This window comes from Luteimonas marina (assembly GCF_007859325.1).
Taxonomy (GTDB): Bacteria; Pseudomonadota; Gammaproteobacteria; order Xanthomonadales; family Xanthomonadaceae; genus Luteimonas; species Luteimonas marina.
Genome location: NZ_VOHK01000001.1, coordinates 828,881 through 842,778, shown reverse-complemented (window position 1 = coordinate 842,778; position 13,898 = coordinate 828,881). Strand labels below are relative to the sequence as shown.

Annotated in this window: 14 protein-coding genes; 4 read left to right on the top strand and 10 right to left on the bottom strand. The window is 69.1% G+C overall.

What is annotated here, in order from left to right; translation table 11 throughout:
* Window positions 1-66: 66 nt before the first annotated feature.
* The 4 genes from FQY83_RS03935 to purB are packed head-to-tail and all read right to left on the bottom strand — an operon-like array spanning window position 67 to window position 4,481.
* On the bottom strand, window positions 67-981 hold the full coding sequence (locus tag FQY83_RS03935; RefSeq protein ID WP_146385165.1) for a GNAT family N-acetyltransferase: 915 nt from the start codon (window positions 979-981) through the stop codon (window positions 67-69).
* Window positions 978-2,120 (bottom strand): cupin domain-containing protein, encoded by a 1,143-nt coding sequence (locus FQY83_RS03930; protein ID WP_146385376.1) that lies wholly within the window; start codon window positions 2,118-2,120, stop codon window positions 978-980. The genes FQY83_RS03935 and FQY83_RS03930 overlap by 4 nt, the downstream gene beginning before the upstream one ends.
* Window positions 2,121-2,155: 35 nt before the next feature.
* Window positions 2,156-3,094 carry a subclass B3 metallo-beta-lactamase gene (gene bla, locus FQY83_RS03925; RefSeq protein ID WP_146385163.1) on the bottom strand — a complete coding sequence of 313 codons (939 nt, stop codon included), beginning with the start codon at window positions 3,092-3,094 and terminating at the stop codon, window positions 2,156-2,158.
* 4 nt (window positions 3,095-3,098) lie between these two features.
* A complete protein-coding gene (gene purB / locus FQY83_RS03920) occupies window positions 3,099-4,481 on the bottom strand; it encodes an adenylosuccinate lyase (protein ID WP_146385161.1) in 1,383 nt (460 codons plus the stop codon).
* 116 nt (window positions 4,482-4,597) lie between these two features.
* On the opposite strand from purB, the gene FQY83_RS03915 reads away from it, so the two are divergent.
* Entirely contained in the window at window positions 4,598-6,034 is a 1,437-nt protein-coding gene (locus tag FQY83_RS03915) for a class II fumarate hydratase (RefSeq protein ID WP_192906660.1), read from the top strand.
* A gap of 247 nt (window positions 6,035-6,281) precedes the next feature.
* Here the strand turns inward: FQY83_RS03915 and FQY83_RS03910 are convergent, their stop codons facing one another.
* The 6 genes from FQY83_RS03910 to FQY83_RS03885 form a co-directional block, all read right to left on the bottom strand.
* Entirely contained in the window at window positions 6,282-7,112 is an 831-nt protein-coding gene (locus tag FQY83_RS03910) for a DUF4097 family beta strand repeat-containing protein (protein ID WP_146385158.1), read from the bottom strand.
* A gap of 307 nt (window positions 7,113-7,419) precedes the next feature.
* Window positions 7,420-8,142 (bottom strand): YggN family protein, encoded by a 723-nt coding sequence (locus tag FQY83_RS03905; RefSeq protein ID WP_146385156.1) that lies wholly within the window; start codon window positions 8,140-8,142, stop codon window positions 7,420-7,422.
* 349 nt (window positions 8,143-8,491) lie between these two features.
* On the bottom strand, window positions 8,492-9,559 hold the full coding sequence (locus FQY83_RS03900; RefSeq protein WP_238333388.1) for a hypothetical protein: 1,068 nt from the start codon (window positions 9,557-9,559) through the stop codon (window positions 8,492-8,494).
* The gene (locus FQY83_RS03895; protein ID WP_146385154.1) at window positions 9,556-10,434 is read right to left on the bottom strand and encodes an ABC transporter ATP-binding protein; all 879 of its coding nucleotides are present in this window, start codon (window positions 10,432-10,434) and stop codon (window positions 9,556-9,558) included. Before FQY83_RS03895 ends, FQY83_RS03900 begins: the two co-directional genes overlap by 4 nt.
* Window positions 10,431-10,802 (bottom strand): GntR family transcriptional regulator, encoded by a 372-nt coding sequence (locus FQY83_RS03890; RefSeq protein WP_146385152.1) that lies wholly within the window; start codon window positions 10,800-10,802, stop codon window positions 10,431-10,433. Before FQY83_RS03890 ends, FQY83_RS03895 begins: the two co-directional genes overlap by 4 nt.
* Before the next feature lie 4 nt (window positions 10,803-10,806).
* Window positions 10,807-11,277 carry a hypothetical protein gene (locus FQY83_RS03885; RefSeq protein ID WP_146385150.1) on the bottom strand — a complete coding sequence of 157 codons (471 nt, stop codon included), beginning with the start codon at window positions 11,275-11,277 and terminating at the stop codon, window positions 10,807-10,809.
* Between the two features lie 141 nt (window positions 11,278-11,418).
* Between FQY83_RS03885 and FQY83_RS03880 the strand changes: the two genes are divergently transcribed.
* The 3 genes from FQY83_RS03880 to FQY83_RS03870 all read left to right on the top strand — a co-directional run bounded on the left by FQY83_RS03880 (window position 11,419) and on the right by FQY83_RS03870 (window position 13,888).
* On the top strand, window positions 11,419-11,982 hold the full coding sequence (locus tag FQY83_RS03880; RefSeq protein ID WP_146385148.1) for a glutathione peroxidase: 564 nt from the start codon (window positions 11,419-11,421) through the stop codon (window positions 11,980-11,982).
* Window positions 11,983-12,097: 115 nt separating this feature from the next.
* Entirely contained in the window at window positions 12,098-13,039 is a 942-nt protein-coding gene (locus FQY83_RS03875) for an FKBP-type peptidyl-prolyl cis-trans isomerase (protein WP_146385146.1), read from the top strand.
* An 81-nt stretch (window positions 13,040-13,120) separates the two neighbouring features.
* Complete coding sequence (locus tag FQY83_RS03870; RefSeq protein ID WP_146385144.1) at window positions 13,121-13,888, top strand: FKBP-type peptidyl-prolyl cis-trans isomerase; 768 nt, start codon at window positions 13,121-13,123, stop codon at window positions 13,886-13,888.
* The last annotated feature ends 10 nt before the right edge of the window (window positions 13,889-13,898 follow it).

Here is a 13,898-nt window from a genome sequence, read left to right as displayed (position 1 = left end):
CAATGCATCATGCTTTGGGCCAAGGGACGCGCGTGTTCGGGTAAGGGACAGGCGCGATGCGACGGCTCACAGGCCCAGCGCGCGCAGCTCGCTGCAGGGTCTTGCGCGTTCCCATGCCAGGTCGAAGCTGTCGCAAAGCTGTCGTGCGCGTGCGCGGGCGTCACGCTGCGTTTCGCCATCGAAACGATGGCCCAGCGCGCGGAAGTAGTAGCCGCCGGCGTCGTTGGCAATGAAGGCGGACGGACAGGCGCGGTCCACCGGATCCTCGACCTCGCGGAACGCGAACACGCTGCTCAGGCGCTGTGCGAGCCCGATCAGCGGCGCATGGGCGCGTTGTGCGGCGGTGGCGTCGTGGAGCAGGATGCGGGCCTCGCCGCCGACGCCGGCGGTGCCGAAGCGGCGCAAGGCCTCGATCACCCCCGGCTGGTCGTACAGGCCAGGGTCCAGCTCGCGGCTGTGGATCCACAGCCGCCGCCGCGCGGCGAGGATGATCGCCGTGGTCGTCGCGATCGCGGCCTCGCGGTCCTCGACCGCGAGCGGGCGGTCGAACTGCAGCTGCATTGCCTGGTGCTCGATCCCTGCCTCCATGAAGCGCCCGCCGAGCGGGGAGAAACCGTGGCGCCGGTAGAATTCGATCGCGCCCGCCTGCGCGTGCAGGGACACGCGGTCCAGCCCGTCCTCGCGCGCGACCCGCAGCAGCGCGTGCAGCAGGGCGCTGCCGACGCCGCGGGCGCGCCAGTCGCGCAGCACCGCCATGCGCCCGATCCTGCCCTCCGGGTCCAGGCGCGCGGTGCCGATCGGGCGGCCGCCGCCGTCGCGCGCCAGCACGTGCCGGCAGCGCGGGTCGGTCGCGTCGATCTCCAGTTCCACCGGCACCTGCTGTTCCTGCACGAACACGGTGTCGCGAACTGCGCGCAGCGCGTCGAACGCGGCCCGGTAGTCGACGCTCGCGACCTGGAACGGGCCGGTGGGTGCGCTCATTCCCCGTCGTCGCCCGACAGCCACTGGTAGTGGCCGGCCAGCAGCAGGGCATGCACCGCGTCGCGGCCGGCCGGCGACAGCGCGGCATAGGCGGCGCCGTCGATGCGTTCGCTGCCGGCGATGCGGCGCGCGTCGCGCACCGGCAGGGCATGGTCCTGCCCGGAGACGTACAGCCGCCCGCCGTCCGCGGCGCGGCGCCAGGCCATGCGCGAGAACGGGTGCCGCTGCAGCACGGCGCCTTCGTGATCGAGCGTGAACTCGATCTCGATCCGCGAGCGCGCGTCCCCTTCGCCCGCCACCACGCCGGCGCTGCGGTACTGGGTGATGAAGCGGCCGAACCAGTCGCCGAGGCGGTCGGGATCGTTGAAGCGCAGCGTGTTCAGCGCCTCGACCACGCGGCGCATCGCTTCGGCGTCGATCTCGTTGGCATCCTTCGGCGGGGCGAGGTCGGCGTCGCCGTAGCGCAGGGATTCGTCGGCCTCGGATGCGAGCGTGTCGATGTAGTCGCCCATCAGCTCCGCGGCCGAGGGCGCGCGCATGCCGACCGAGAAGGTCAGGCAGGGGTCCTCGGCGATGCCGTGGTGGGGCACGCCGGGCGGCAGGTAGAGCATGTCGCCGGGGCCCAGCACCCAGTCGTGGGTCGGCGTGAATTCGCGCAGCAGCTTGAGCTCGACGTCGTCGCGGAAATCCAGCGGCGGATTCTCCCCGGCGTCGATCTGCCAGCGGCGGTGGCCCTTGGCCTGCAGCAGGAACACGTCGTACTGGTCGACGTGGGCGCCGACCGAGCCGCCGGTCGCGGCGAAGCTGACCATGATGTCGTCGATCCGCCAGCGCGGCAGGAAGTCGAAGTCGGCGAGCAGCGCGGCAACGTCGGCGTCCCACTTGTCGACGTCCTGCACCAGCAGGGTCCAGTCGCGCTCGCCGAGCGTCGGGAACAGTTCTTCGGGAAACGGGCCGGTGCGCACCTGCCAGGCATCGCGCGCGCGGTCGTGCCGGATCAGCCGCGACAGCGCCAGCTCCTCGCAGGCCAGGCCGGCGAGGTCCTCGGGTTCGATCGGCGAGGCGAAGCCGGGGAAGGCGCCGCGGACCAGCAGCGGGCGCTTCTGCCAGTAGTCGCGCAGGAAGCGCGCGGGCGGCATGCCGAGCGGGAAATGCTTGCGGGCATCGAGCTCGATCACGGGGCGGCTCCGGTCTTTTCGCGGGCCAGGCGCTTGTCGAGGTTGGCGCGGCCGGTGTCCGCGTAGCGCCTGCACGCTCCGGCATCCTGCAGTGGCGCCTTGCCGTCGATGCGTGCAAACAGGTCGCTGGCCAGGGGGTGCGGGGTGATCAGCACGTCACACGGCAGCTCTGCGATGGTATCTAGCGCGCCACGGAAGGCATCCACCGTCGCGGGATGGTCGAGGTAGCGGTACGCCTTGTCGGAAATCGCGCTGACGCTGTCGACGTAGGCGATGTCCAGGCAGCGTTCGCCTTCGCATGACTGCCAGCTCCAGCTGGTGCCGCCGGGGGCATGTCCCGGCGTGGCATGCGCGGTCAGCGTCAGCGGGCCGGCCTGCACGGTGTCGCCGTCGGCGATGACGTCGACCTCGGCCACCGGCGGGAACGGTGTCAGTTCAAGCATCTGCGGATCGTTGCGCCCGCTCCTGCCGCTGAGCAGCACGGGAACGGCCGGTACGCGGACCAGCACCCGGGCACCGGTCGCGCGCTGCAGGCCGGCGATGCCGGCGGCGTGGTCGAAGTGTTCGTGCGAGTTGACGATGTAGGCCACGTCCGCCGGATCGAAGCCGAGCGCGCGGATGTTGGCTTCGATCGACGTGGCGGCGGCCTCGGTGGCGCCGTCCAGCAGGACGTGGCCCTGGTCCGAGGTCACCAGCAGCGCAGTCAGGCCGCAGGTGCCGACATACCAGGTGTTGCCGAATACCCGCCGCGGCGGGGCGCGCTCGTCCCAGCCGGCCATCACGTCGGCATCGGCCGGACAGGCGGGGATGTCGGCCGGTTCGGAAGGTGCCGGAGGCGCGTGGTCGGGAGCCGTGGCTGTCGGTGCGGATCCGGGCTCGGCTGGCTGGCAGGCGGTGAGGACCAGCAGGCAGGCGGCAGCGGTCAGGCAGCGCATCGGATCAGATCGTCCTGGCGAGGGACGCGGCCAGGCCCGTGTAGTCGCCCGGCGTCATTGCCAGCAGCCGGCGCTTGTCGTCGGCGGGCAGGTCGAGCGATTCGATGAAGCGGTGCATCGACTGTTCGTTGATGCCCTGTCCGCGCGTGAGCGCCTTGAGTTGCTCGTAGGGGTTGGGCAGGCCGTGGCGGCGCATCACCGTCTGCACGGCTTCGGCCAGCACTTCCCACGAGGCGTCGAGGTCGGCGGCGAGGCGGTCGGGGTTCGGGCTGAGCTTGCCCAGGCCGCGCAGCAGGGCATCGAAGCCGATCAGCGCGTGGCCGAAGGCGGTGCCGAGCGCGCGCAGCACGGTGGAATCGGTGAGGTCGCGCTGCCAGCGACTGACCGGCAGCTTGGCGGCGAAGTGCTCGAACAGCGCGTTGGCGATGCCGAAGTTGCCTTCCGCGTTCTCGAAGTCGATCGGGTTGACCTTGTGCGGCATGGTCGAACTGCCGACTTCGCCGGCCACCACCGCCTGCTTGAAATAACCGAGGGAGATATAGCCCCAGACGTCGCGGCACAGGTCGATCGCGATGGTGCCGATGCGCTTGTGCGCGTCGCACAGTTCGGCGACGTAGTCGTGCGGCTCGATCTGGGTGGTATAGGGGTTGAACTCCTCGCCCAGCGACTCGACGAAGCGCTGCGCGAACGCCGGCCAGTCCACGTCCGGGTAGCTGGCCAGGTGCGCGTTGTAGTTGCCGACCGCGCCGTTGATCTTGCCGGTGATCGACACCGCGGCCAGCTGTTCGCCCTGGCGCTGCAGGCGCGCGACGACGTTGGCGATCTCCTTGCCGACCGTGGTCGGCGAGGCGCTCTGGCCGTGGGTGCGCGAGAGCATCGGCAGCGCCGCGTGCTGGTGGGCGAGCTCGCGCAGCTTGCCGATCAGCGCGTCCAGCTTCGGCAGCAGCACCTCCTGCCGCGCCTGGCTGAGCATCAGCGCATAGGCGAGGTTGTTGATGTCCTCGCTGGTGCAGGCGAAGTGCACGAATTCCAGCGCCTGCGCCAGCGACGCTTCGCCCGCCAGCTGTTCCTTGATGAAGTATTCGACCGCCTTGACGTCGTGGTTGGTGGTGCGCTCGATCTCCTTGATCCGCGCGGCGTCGGCGGTGGAGAAGTCCTGCCACAGCGCCTGCAGCGTCGCTACCTGGGCCTCGTCGAAGGCCGGCAGTTCGGCGATCCCCGGCTCCGCGGCCAGCGCGATCAGCCATTCGATCTCGACCCGCACGCGGGCGTGGATCAGGCCGTACTCGGAGAAGATCGGGCGCAGCGCGTCGAGCTTGGCGGCGTAGCGGCCGTCGAGCGGCGACAGGGCGAGCAGGGCGGCGTCTTGCGGGGCGGTGACGGGCATGAAGGCGGGGCGAACGCGGGCGGGACGCGCATTCTAGCGCCGGTGCCCGTCGCGTATCCTGTGGTGATCCGCCAGCGACCCTGCCAGCCGTCATTTCCCCCAAGGAGCCAGGATCGATGAGCAAGTCAGACAAGCAAGCGCCGGCGGCCGCCGGATTCCGGGTCGAGCACGACAGCATGGGCGAGCTGCAGGTGCCCGCCGACGCGCTCTGGGGCGCGCAGACCCAGCGCGCGGTGCAGAACTTCCCGGTGTCCGGCCAGCCGATGCCGCGCGGCTTCATCCGCGCGCTGGGGCTGGTCAAGGCCGCGGCCGCGACGGTCAATGCCGATCTCGACCTGCTGCCCAAGGGCGCCGGCAAGGCGATCCACGCCGCCGCGCTGGAGGTCGCCGAGGGCCGCCATGACCCGCATTTCCCGATCGACGTCTACCAGACCGGCTCGGGCACCTCGTCGAACATGAACGCCAACGAGGTGATCGCCACGCTGGCCTCGCGCGGCGCGAAGAAGATCCACCCCAACGACCACGTCAACCTCGGCCAGAGCTCCAACGACGTGGTGCCGACCGCGATCCGCGTCTCGGCGCAGCTGGCCGTGGTCGAGGACCTGCTGCCGGCGCTCAAGCACCTGCGCAAGACCATCGACGCCCGCGCCCGCGCCCGCGCCTTCGGCAAGGTGGTCAAGACCGGCCGCACCCACCTGATGGACGCGATGCCGCTGACCTTCGCCCAGGAATTCGGCGCCTGGTCGTCGCAGCTGGCCTCGGCGCAAGCGCGGATCTCCGATTCGCTCAAGCGCCTGCGCCGGCTGCCGATCGGCGGCACCGCGATCGGCACCGGGATCAACGCCCATCCGCAGTTCGGGAAGAAGATGGCGCGCGAGCTGTCGAAGCTCACGCGCACCACGTTCGAATCGGCCGACGACAAGTTCGAGGGCATCGCCGCGCAGGACGATGCGGTGGAACTGTCCGGCCAGCTCAACGTGCTGGCGGTGGCGCTGATCAAGATCGCGAATGATCTGCGCTGGATGAACTCCGGGCCGCTGGCGGGGCTGGGCGAGATCGAGCTGCCGGCGCTGCAGCCGGGCAGTTCGATCATGCCGGGCAAGGTCAACCCGGTGGTGCCCGAGGCGACGGTGATGGTGGCGGCGCAGGTCATCGGCCATCACGCCGCGATCACGGTCGCCGGGCAGACCGGCAACTTCCAGCTCAACGTCGCGCTGCCGCTGATCGCGGCGAACCTGCTCGATTCGATCACGCTGTTGTCGAACATCAGCGTGCTGCTGGCGGACAGCGCGATCGCCGGTTTGAAGCTGCGCAAGGACAACATCAACGCCGCGCTCGACCGCAATCCGATCCTGGTGACGGCGCTGAACCCGGTGATCGGCTACGAGAAGGCGGCGGCGATCGCCAAGCGCGCGTACAGGGAGAACCGGCCGGTGTTCGAGATCGCGCTGGAGGACAGCGGGCTGCCGGCGGAGACGCTGAAGGAACTGCTCGACCCGGCGACGCTGACACGGGGCGGGATCCAGGCAGGTGGCGGGAGCGGGGGCGGCTGAGGCGTCGCCGTTCCTGCAGCGTCGAGGATCGGAATGTCGTCATCCCGTGGTGTCGTCGTCCCACGATGTCGTCATCCCACCAATGCCGTCATCCCGGCGAAAGCCGGGATCCATCTTGATTTTCGCTCAAAGGGTAACGGCAACGGCAAAAATGGATCCCGGCTTTCGCCGGGATGACGACAGGATGGGCCGAGGGGACAGCGGGTGAGTGTCGTGCCGGTACCGGTAGCACTCACCCCGGCCTCGTTCAGCGCTTGCGCGGAAGATCGACCCGGCCCTTGACGCCGCTGTGGTCGATGTCGCCGCTGCCCACCGAGGACACGCTCAGGTCGCCGCCGACGCCGCGTGCCTCCAGCCCGCCGGAGCCGATCGAACGCACCGTGACGCTGCCGCCGATGCCGGACAGCTCCGCATCGCCGGAGCCGATCGAGCCGATCTTCACGCTGCCGGTCGCCCGGTCCAGGTTGAAATCGCCCGAACCGATGCTGCCGACTTCGGCGTCGCCGCGCAGGTTCGCGGCCTCGACGTCGCCCGAGCCGATGGACAGCACGTTCAGTGCGCCGGCGTCGTCCACCTTGAGGTCGCCGGAGCCGACCTTGGCGGTCACCAGGCCCCTGGTGCGGCGCGCCTCGACGTCGCCCGAACCGACGTCGGCGCTGAGCGAGGATGCGCCGGTGACCCAGGCGTCACCGGAGCCGACGTCGACCTGCACGAGCACGCTGTCGGGCACGCTCGCCTCCAGCGCGAGATAGGCGTAGCGGGCGCCGAACGAGAGTCCGCTCCAGCTGCTGTCGGACGCCAGGCGCACGACCAGCTTGTCGCCGCGACGCTCCTGCGTCAGCGTGAGCCGGTCGAGGCGATCGGCGTCGGAGGCGCAGGCGCGGCCCTTGACCGCGCCGGTCGCGCCCGCTGCGGCGTTGACGCGCAGTTCGTGATGGCCGACATCGAACATCACCGACTTCACGCCGGAGAAATCGAGGTCGAGGCTGCGCGGCGCGGAATGTTGGCACTGGTCCGCGAGGGCAGGGCCGGAGGCGACGGCGAGCAGCAGCAAGGCGGTGGCGGCATGGCGGGACATGGGCGTTCCTGTGGGATGGGATCGAGGATTGGATGCGGCGGGGGCGCGAATGGTTTACGCCCTTCGGCGAAATCCGGTCACGCCTGAAGGCGCTCTTGCAGGCGATATGCGTTTGCAGGATTGCCTTCAGGGAACTTCTGAAAATCCCGAATTTGTCATTTCGAACGCAGTGAGAAATCCAAGCGCTTGAAAAGCAAGATTTCTCACTGCGTTCGAAATGACAGTTTTTAGAAGTTCCCTTCAGGCGCGACCAGATCTCGCGACAATCCCTCGAACCCGGCTGGCCGACGGGACTCGAACCGCATCCTCAACGTGTGGAGGCCTCGTCCGCCGCCGCATCCGCTTCCGCAGCGGCGTTCATGGCGGCGTCGCCGGCTTCATCGCCGGAGTCGCCGTCCTTCCCGCAGTCGTCGATGTCGCTGGCGTCCATCCGCGCATACGGCACGAACTCCGGCACGGCGGCGGCGAGCGCCTGCTGTGAGGCCAGCAGGGCGGGCAGGCGGTCGCACAGCTGCGTCGCGGAGGCTTCGAGCTTGCGGGCTTCGGCCTCGATGCGCTTCTCCATTTCCTCGGTGTCGCCGCGGAACAGGCTGCCGATGGCGTCGCGGGCGGCCTTCATGCCGAGGTCGGCCCCCTGCACGCCGAGGTCCATGCCGGTCTCGGCGATCGCGATGATGTGGGTGCGGTAGTCGCGCGCCAACTCGCGGGTGGCCTCGTCCATCGCGATCGTCCTGCCCGAGACGATCAGGTCGCCGTCCGGGGTGATCTCCGCCGGCGGCAGGTCGCTGGTCTTGCGGCTGACGCGCTTGCCGTTGATGCGGACGTCGTAGTCGCCGTTGAGGCTCAGGTTGTTCTCGCGCAGTTCCTTGCGCGCCTCGTCCAGGGCGCGGGCGACGGTGCGGCCGAGCGCGGTCTTGGGCGCGGCGTTTGCCGCGGCGTCGGGCTGCGCGGCCGGTGGCGCGGCGTCGCGTTGGCAGGCGGCGAGCAAGGGGATGCAGGCGATCAGGGCGAAGGTGGCAACGGCTTTCATGGGCGGCTTCCTCGGCGACATTTCCGGGATTCTTGTTGCCATCCGTGGCGGATGGTGACGGGTTCTCTGACGCTGCGGCGTGGTGATCTGTGACGGGGGGCGGAGCAGTTGGTTCTCGACTGACTACGGTTGCCATCCGTGGCGAGACATTACCGTCTTCGGATCGTCCGGCCCGGCCATCCATGGCCGGGCGTTCGGCAGGCCACGCGGCAGTGCCGCTGACCTGTGAAATTTCTGCTGCCGTCCATGGCGAGACAACATTGGCTTCGGATCGTCCGGCCCGGCCATCCTTGGCCAGGCGTTCGCCCGAGCGCGAACTGGCGATAGGCCAGTTCGCAAGCGCTCGGGCTCACCCCTCATCCCGCCAGCGGCGCAGGCGGATGGCGGCGAAGATCATCGCGGCGCCGGCGGCCACGCCGATCCACAGGTTGGTGCTGGCCAGGTTCCTGTACACGCCGACCGGGTTCATCAGGTTCCTCGCGGCGCCGGGGCTGTCGAAATCGACGTGTTCCAGGTACTGCAGGTCCATCCAGGTCATCGGGAACACGCTGGTCAGCATGCGCAGCACGATGTTCTTGAAGAACGGCCAGGTCAGGTCGTCGAATACGCCCAGGAACTCCAGCCAGCCGACGAAGATGCCGGCGAACAGCGGGATCATGATCGCCCACAGGAACGGCTTGCTCTTCGCCCAGGCCGAGCACAGCATCAGCCAGCCGATGGTCGGCATCGCCCACAGCGCGTACACGGGGATCGCGGCGAGGTACTGCGCCGAGATCAGCAGCGGGCTGGACGGACCCCACAGCAGGGCGACCGGATTGCCGCCGTAGACCAGGGTCACCAGGCTGATCAGCACCAGGAAGCCGAACAGCGTGGCGATCGCGGCGAGCGTGGCCAGGAGCGGGGCGACGATCGCGGCGCTGGCGACCTTGGACAGCACCGTGGAGGTGTCCGACAACGGCAGCGACTTCCAGAACAGCACGCTGCGGTCCTTGCGCTCGTCGTACAGCGTGCCGAGGCAGTAGAAGAACATCACGAACGCCAGCACGATGAACGGCCAGCTCGAGGCCAGGATCAGGGTCAGGTCGAGGCCGTCGCCCAGTTGCGCCAGTTCCTTGTGGCCCAGCTGCGAGGTCAGCATGCCCAGATCCATGCCGTTGATCTGGATCTGCGTGCCGTCGTCCAGCGAGATCTTGGCGGTCTCGGGCATGTGTTCCCTCGCCGCGACCATGGCCAGGACGATGCCCATCGCCGACAGCAGCAGCGAGATGCCGCCTGCGACCAGCGGCGCCCAGAGGAAACCGCCCTTGTGCTCCCAGAACTCGCGCCGGAGCAGCCAGCGGAAGCGGTGCGTCCGGTGGACGTGCGCAGCGCCGGCCGGACGCGGGGTGTCGGCCTGGGTGTCGACGACGGCGTTCATGCGTAGGTTCCTTTCATCGTGGCGACGAACAGATCGGCCAGGCCGGGCGTGCGGGTCTCGCCATAGGACGACAGCGCGGCCTGGGACACGCCGTCGAACAGCATCACGGTCTTGCCGAAGGGCAGGGCGCGCTCGTCGATCGGTCCCATCTGGCGCGCGGCCTCGGCGCGGTCGGCGTTGACCAGGACTTCGACGAAGCGCTGGCCGACGTCCTCCATCGGCGCGTCGAGCACGATCCTGCCGTCGCGGATGAACATCACGTCGGTGAGGATGTGCTCGATCTCCTCGACCTGGTGGGTGGTGATGATGATGGTCTTCTGCTCGTCGAAGTAGTCCTCCAGCAGGCGCTGGTAGAACTGCTTGCGGTAGAGGATGTCGAGGCCGAGCGTCGGTTCGTCCAGCACCAGCAGCCGGGCGTCGATCGCCATCACCAGCGCCAGGTGCAGCTGCACGATCATGCCCTTGGACATCTCGCGCACGCGCTGGCGCGGCTTGAGCTGGGTGTTGGCGAGGAAGCGCTCGCACTTGGCGCGGTCGAAGCGCGGGTGCACGCCGGCGACGAAGTCGATCGCTTCCTTGACCCGGATCCAGCGCGGCAGCACCGCGACGTCGGCGATGAAGCAGACGTCGTTCATCAGCGCGTCGCGCTGGGTGCGCGGGTCGCGGCCGAGCACGCTCAGCTCGCCCTCGAACGGGATCAGGCCCAGCATCGCCTTGAGCGCGGTGGTCTTGCCGGCGCCGTTGGGGCCGATCAGGCCGACGATGCGGCCGGCCTCGATGCGGAAGCCGGTGCCGTCGAGCGCGAGCTTGTTCCGGTAGGCCTTGCGCAGGCCGCGGGCATGGACGACCTGCAGGTGGTCGACGACGGCGTTCATCGCGCGCCTCCTTCCGGCTGCGCCCGCATCAGTTCGTCGAGCGACAGGCCCAGCCGCTGGATGCGTTCCAGCACCAGCGGCCATTCCTCGCGCAGGAAGCGGTCGCGCTCGTTGAGCAGGAGTTTCTTCGCGGCTTCGTCGGTAACGTACATGCCCAGGCCCCTTCGTTTTTCGACCAGCGACTCGTCGGCCAGCTCCTGGTAGGCGCGGGAGACGGTGATCGGGTTCAGTTGGTATTCGGCGGCGACCTGGCGCACCGAGGGCAGCGCGTCGCCGGGTTTGAGGACTCCGTCCAGCATCATCGCGATCACGCGTTCCTTCAGCTGGCGGTAGATCGGAGCGCCATCGCTCCACTGGATGTTGGTCATGGCATCAGCTCCGGTCGCCGCGGCCCGTCCCGCGCGCGAACGAGAAGTAGGGGACGGCGATCGCGCTGCGCACGCTGCCGGCGCGGCGCTTGCGCCGGGTGGAGGCTTCTTCGCTCGCGCGCTCCGCTTCTTCCACGGCGCCCAGGGACACGACTTCGGCGAGCGCCGCCTCGGTGGCGACCACGGTGACGAAGCTTGCGGTGGTTGCGAGCGCGTGTTCCAGCGACTCGGCCTTCGCCAGTTCGGCCTCGAACCGGCGGCTGCGGGCATCGATGCGCATGGAGAGGGCGTCGGCGTCCGCATGCGTGGCCAGCGGCGGCAGCGGCTGGTCCCGGGTCGGGGTCGGGACGTCCGCCATCGTGCCGGTCGCGGGCGCGGCGTCGGGAAGGACCGGACGCGCTGCCATCAGGCCGACGGCCAGCATCACGCCGGAGACGGAGAAAGCCAGTATCGTGTTGCGGAGCTTGCGGTTCATGATGAACGTCCTGCTCGGGTGGATAGGTGTTGTATTCAACTATAACACCAGAACACGCAGGGTCAAGCGCTTTGCGTGGAAATCCGACCCAACTGAAGTCATGGTGCTGCGCCCATCTCCCGAAATTTCACGGAAAATGTCATGAAATCAATCAGATACGCTGCCGTTTTCCTGCTGCTGGTGGTGTCCGCGGGCCTCGCGGCGGCCTCGGGCCTGCTCGACCGCAGCTACCGGCCGCTGACCGGCAAGGAGCAGGTCGACCTCGCCGCGACCTACGGCGGCAACGTGCTGCTGATCGTCAATACCGCGAGCAAGTGCGGTTTCGCGCCGCAGTTCGAGGGGCTGGAGGCACTGCACTCGCGCTACAAGGCGCAGGGCTTCGCGGTGCTGGGCTTTCCGTCCGCGGATTTCAGGGAACAGGAGTTCGAGGACGAAAAGCAGATCCAGGAATTCTGCACGCTGACCTACGGCGTGAAATTCCCGATGTTCGAGCGCGTGCACGTGATCGGCGACGAGGCCACGCCGCTGTACCGCGACCTGGCCAAGGCCACCGGCGAGGCGCCGGCGTGGAACTTCCACAAGTACCTGGTCGATCGCGACGGCAAGGTTGTCGCCTCGTGGGGCAGCAAGACGGTGCCGGAGGATCCGGCCATCGTGGCCGCGATCGAACGGGCGCTGAAGGCGCGCAAGCCGAACGTCGGCTGACGTGCTGAACGGGGATCGGCCGTCCCGCGCGTTGCCGATTGCCGTGGCGGGCGCGGCTCGCGACAATAACGGCATTGCGCCGCGGTTGCCGGCGCGTGCCGGAGTTTCCCGTCCAATGAATCCTTTCGCGCGTGGCCTGGCCACGCTGGGCCTGTCTGCGCTGCTCGTTTCGGGCGCGGCCACGGCCATGCAGGCGCAGGGCGCGGTCACCGCGCTGGCCGGCGAGCGCCAGCAGGTCAGCTATCTGATGGGCATGGACGTGGGCCGCTCGCTCGAGGCGGTCGGTCCCGATATCGATTTCGCCAGCTTCGAGCGTGCGTTCGCGCAGGCGCTGGCCGGCGGCGAGCCGCTGATCGGCGACGCCGAGGTGGCGGCCCTGGGGCCGGTGCTGATGCAGCGCATCGCCGCGCGCAGCGGCAAACGGGTGCCGGGACTGGCGCCGGGCGCGCAGCCGCCGGCGATCGACAAGGGCAAGGTCGGGCTGATGCTGGGCCTGGACGCCGGTCGTTCGCTGGCGCCGCTGGCCGATACCATCGACGTGCCGGTGCTGGTGCAGGCCGTGCGCACGACGATCGAGGGCGGCACGCCGCTGCTGTCCACCGACCAGGCCTCGGTCGCGCGCGCGGCGCTGGAGCAGCGCGGGCGCCAGCAGGCCGCGCGCCAGGCCGAGACCAACCGCCAGGCGGGCGCCGACTTCCTGGCGAAGAACCGGCTCGGCAAGGGCGTGTTCGCCACCGGCTCGGGCCTGCAGTACAGCGTGCTGCGGCAGGGATCGGGCCCGCGACCCAGGCCCGGCGACACGGTCCGCGTGCACTACCGCGGCACCCTGCTCGACGGCACCGAGTTCGACAGTTCCTACGGCCGCGGCGAGCCCGCCGAGTTCGGCCTGAACCAGGTCATCGCCGGCTGGACCGAAGGCCTGACCCTGATGCCGGTCGGCGCCAGGTACCGACTGTGGATTCCCGGCGAACTGGCCTACGGCCAGCGCGGCAGCCCGCCGAACATCGGTCCGAACGAGACCCTGGTGTTCGAGGTCGAATTGCTCGAGATCCTCTGAATCCGGTCCCCGGTTCCATGCGGCATTGGCCGCGTCTCCCCAAGGTTGTTTTTTGTCCAGGAGTTCCCGATGAAAGTTTCGATGCGTTCCATCCCGCTGGCCGTGCTCGGCGTGGCGCTCTGTGCCGCGCTGCTGGCCTGCAAGCCGCTGGACAAGGACACCGGCAAGCCGGTCGACGGCAGCGGCGACGACAAGCCGGCGGTGGCGGCCAAGGCCGGCCTGAAGACCGAGAAGGAGCAGGTCAGCTACGTGATCGGCATGCAGATCGGCGACAGCCTGAAGGGCGCGAAGGACGAGGTCGACCTCGACACCATCGTCAAGGCCATGAAGGAAACGATCGACGGCAAGGAGCCGCGCCTGAGCCAGCAGGAGGCGATGGAAGTCATGCAGGCCTTCAGCATGCGCATGCAGGCCAGGCACATGGCCGAGTTCGAGGAATCGGGCAAGAAGAACGCCGAGGAAGGCGGGAAGTTCCTTGCCGACAACGGCAAGAAGCCCGAGGTGAAGACCACCGCATCGGGCCTGCAGTACCAGGTGCTGAGCGAGGGCCAGGGCGCCAGGCCCAAGGCCGGTGACACCGTGCGCGTGCACTACAAGGGCACCTTGCTCGACGGCGAGACCTTCGACGATTCCTACGCGCGCGGCGAGCCGGTCGAGTTCGCGCTGGCGCAGGTCGTGCCGGGCTGGCAGGAAGGCCTGCAGCTGATGCCGGTGGGCAGCAAGTACAAGCTGTGGATCCCGGGTGCGCTGGGCTACGGCGAGCAAGGGACGCCGGGTGGCCCGATCGGACCGAACGCGACGCTGGTGTTCGAGGTGGAACTGCTCGACATCGTCAGCGGCGCGAAATAAGCCGGCGCCA

Bases quoted from the DNA above. Each gene is read 5' to 3' on its own strand.
- bla (WP_146385163.1), bottom strand. From the start codon at position 3,094: ATGCGCTGCCTGACCGCTGCCGCCTGCCTGCTGGTCCTCACCGCCTGC.
- FQY83_RS03900 (WP_238333388.1), bottom strand. From the start codon at position 9,559: ATGAACGCCGTCGTCGACACCCAGGCCGACACCCCGCGTCCGGCCGGC.
- FQY83_RS03895 (WP_146385154.1), bottom strand. From the start codon at position 10,434: ATGAACGCCGTCGTCGACCACCTGCAGGTCGTCCATGCCCGCGGCCTG.
- FQY83_RS03930 (WP_146385376.1), bottom strand. From the start codon at position 2,120: ATGCCGCCCGCGCGCTTCCTGCGCGACTACTGGCAGAAGCGCCCGCTG.
- FQY83_RS03910 (WP_146385158.1), bottom strand. From the start codon at position 7,112: ATGTCCCGCCATGCCGCCACCGCCTTGCTGCTGCTCGCCGTCGCCTCC.
- FQY83_RS03890 (WP_146385152.1), bottom strand. From the start codon at position 10,802: ATGACCAACATCCAGTGGAGCGATGGCGCTCCGATCTACCGCCAGCTG.
- FQY83_RS03885 (WP_146385150.1), bottom strand. From the start codon at position 11,277: ATGAACCGCAAGCTCCGCAACACGATACTGGCTTTCTCCGTCTCCGGC.
- FQY83_RS03935 (WP_146385165.1), bottom strand. From the start codon at position 981: ATGAGCGCACCCACCGGCCCGTTCCAGGTCGCGAGCGTCGACTACCGG.
- FQY83_RS03915 (WP_192906660.1), top strand. From the start codon at position 4,598: ATGAGCAAGTCAGACAAGCAAGCGCCGGCGGCCGCCGGATTCCGGGTC.
- FQY83_RS03875 (WP_146385146.1), top strand. From the start codon at position 12,098: ATGAATCCTTTCGCGCGTGGCCTGGCCACGCTGGGCCTGTCTGCGCTG.
- FQY83_RS03880 (WP_146385148.1), top strand. From the start codon at position 11,419: ATGAAATCAATCAGATACGCTGCCGTTTTCCTGCTGCTGGTGGTGTCC.
- FQY83_RS03870 (WP_146385144.1), top strand. From the start codon at position 13,121: ATGCGTTCCATCCCGCTGGCCGTGCTCGGCGTGGCGCTCTGTGCCGCG.
- purB (WP_146385161.1), bottom strand. From the start codon at position 4,481: ATGCCCGTCACCGCCCCGCAAGACGCCGCCCTGCTCGCCCTGTCGCCG.
- FQY83_RS03905 (WP_146385156.1), bottom strand. From the start codon at position 8,142: ATGAAAGCCGTTGCCACCTTCGCCCTGATCGCCTGCATCCCCTTGCTC.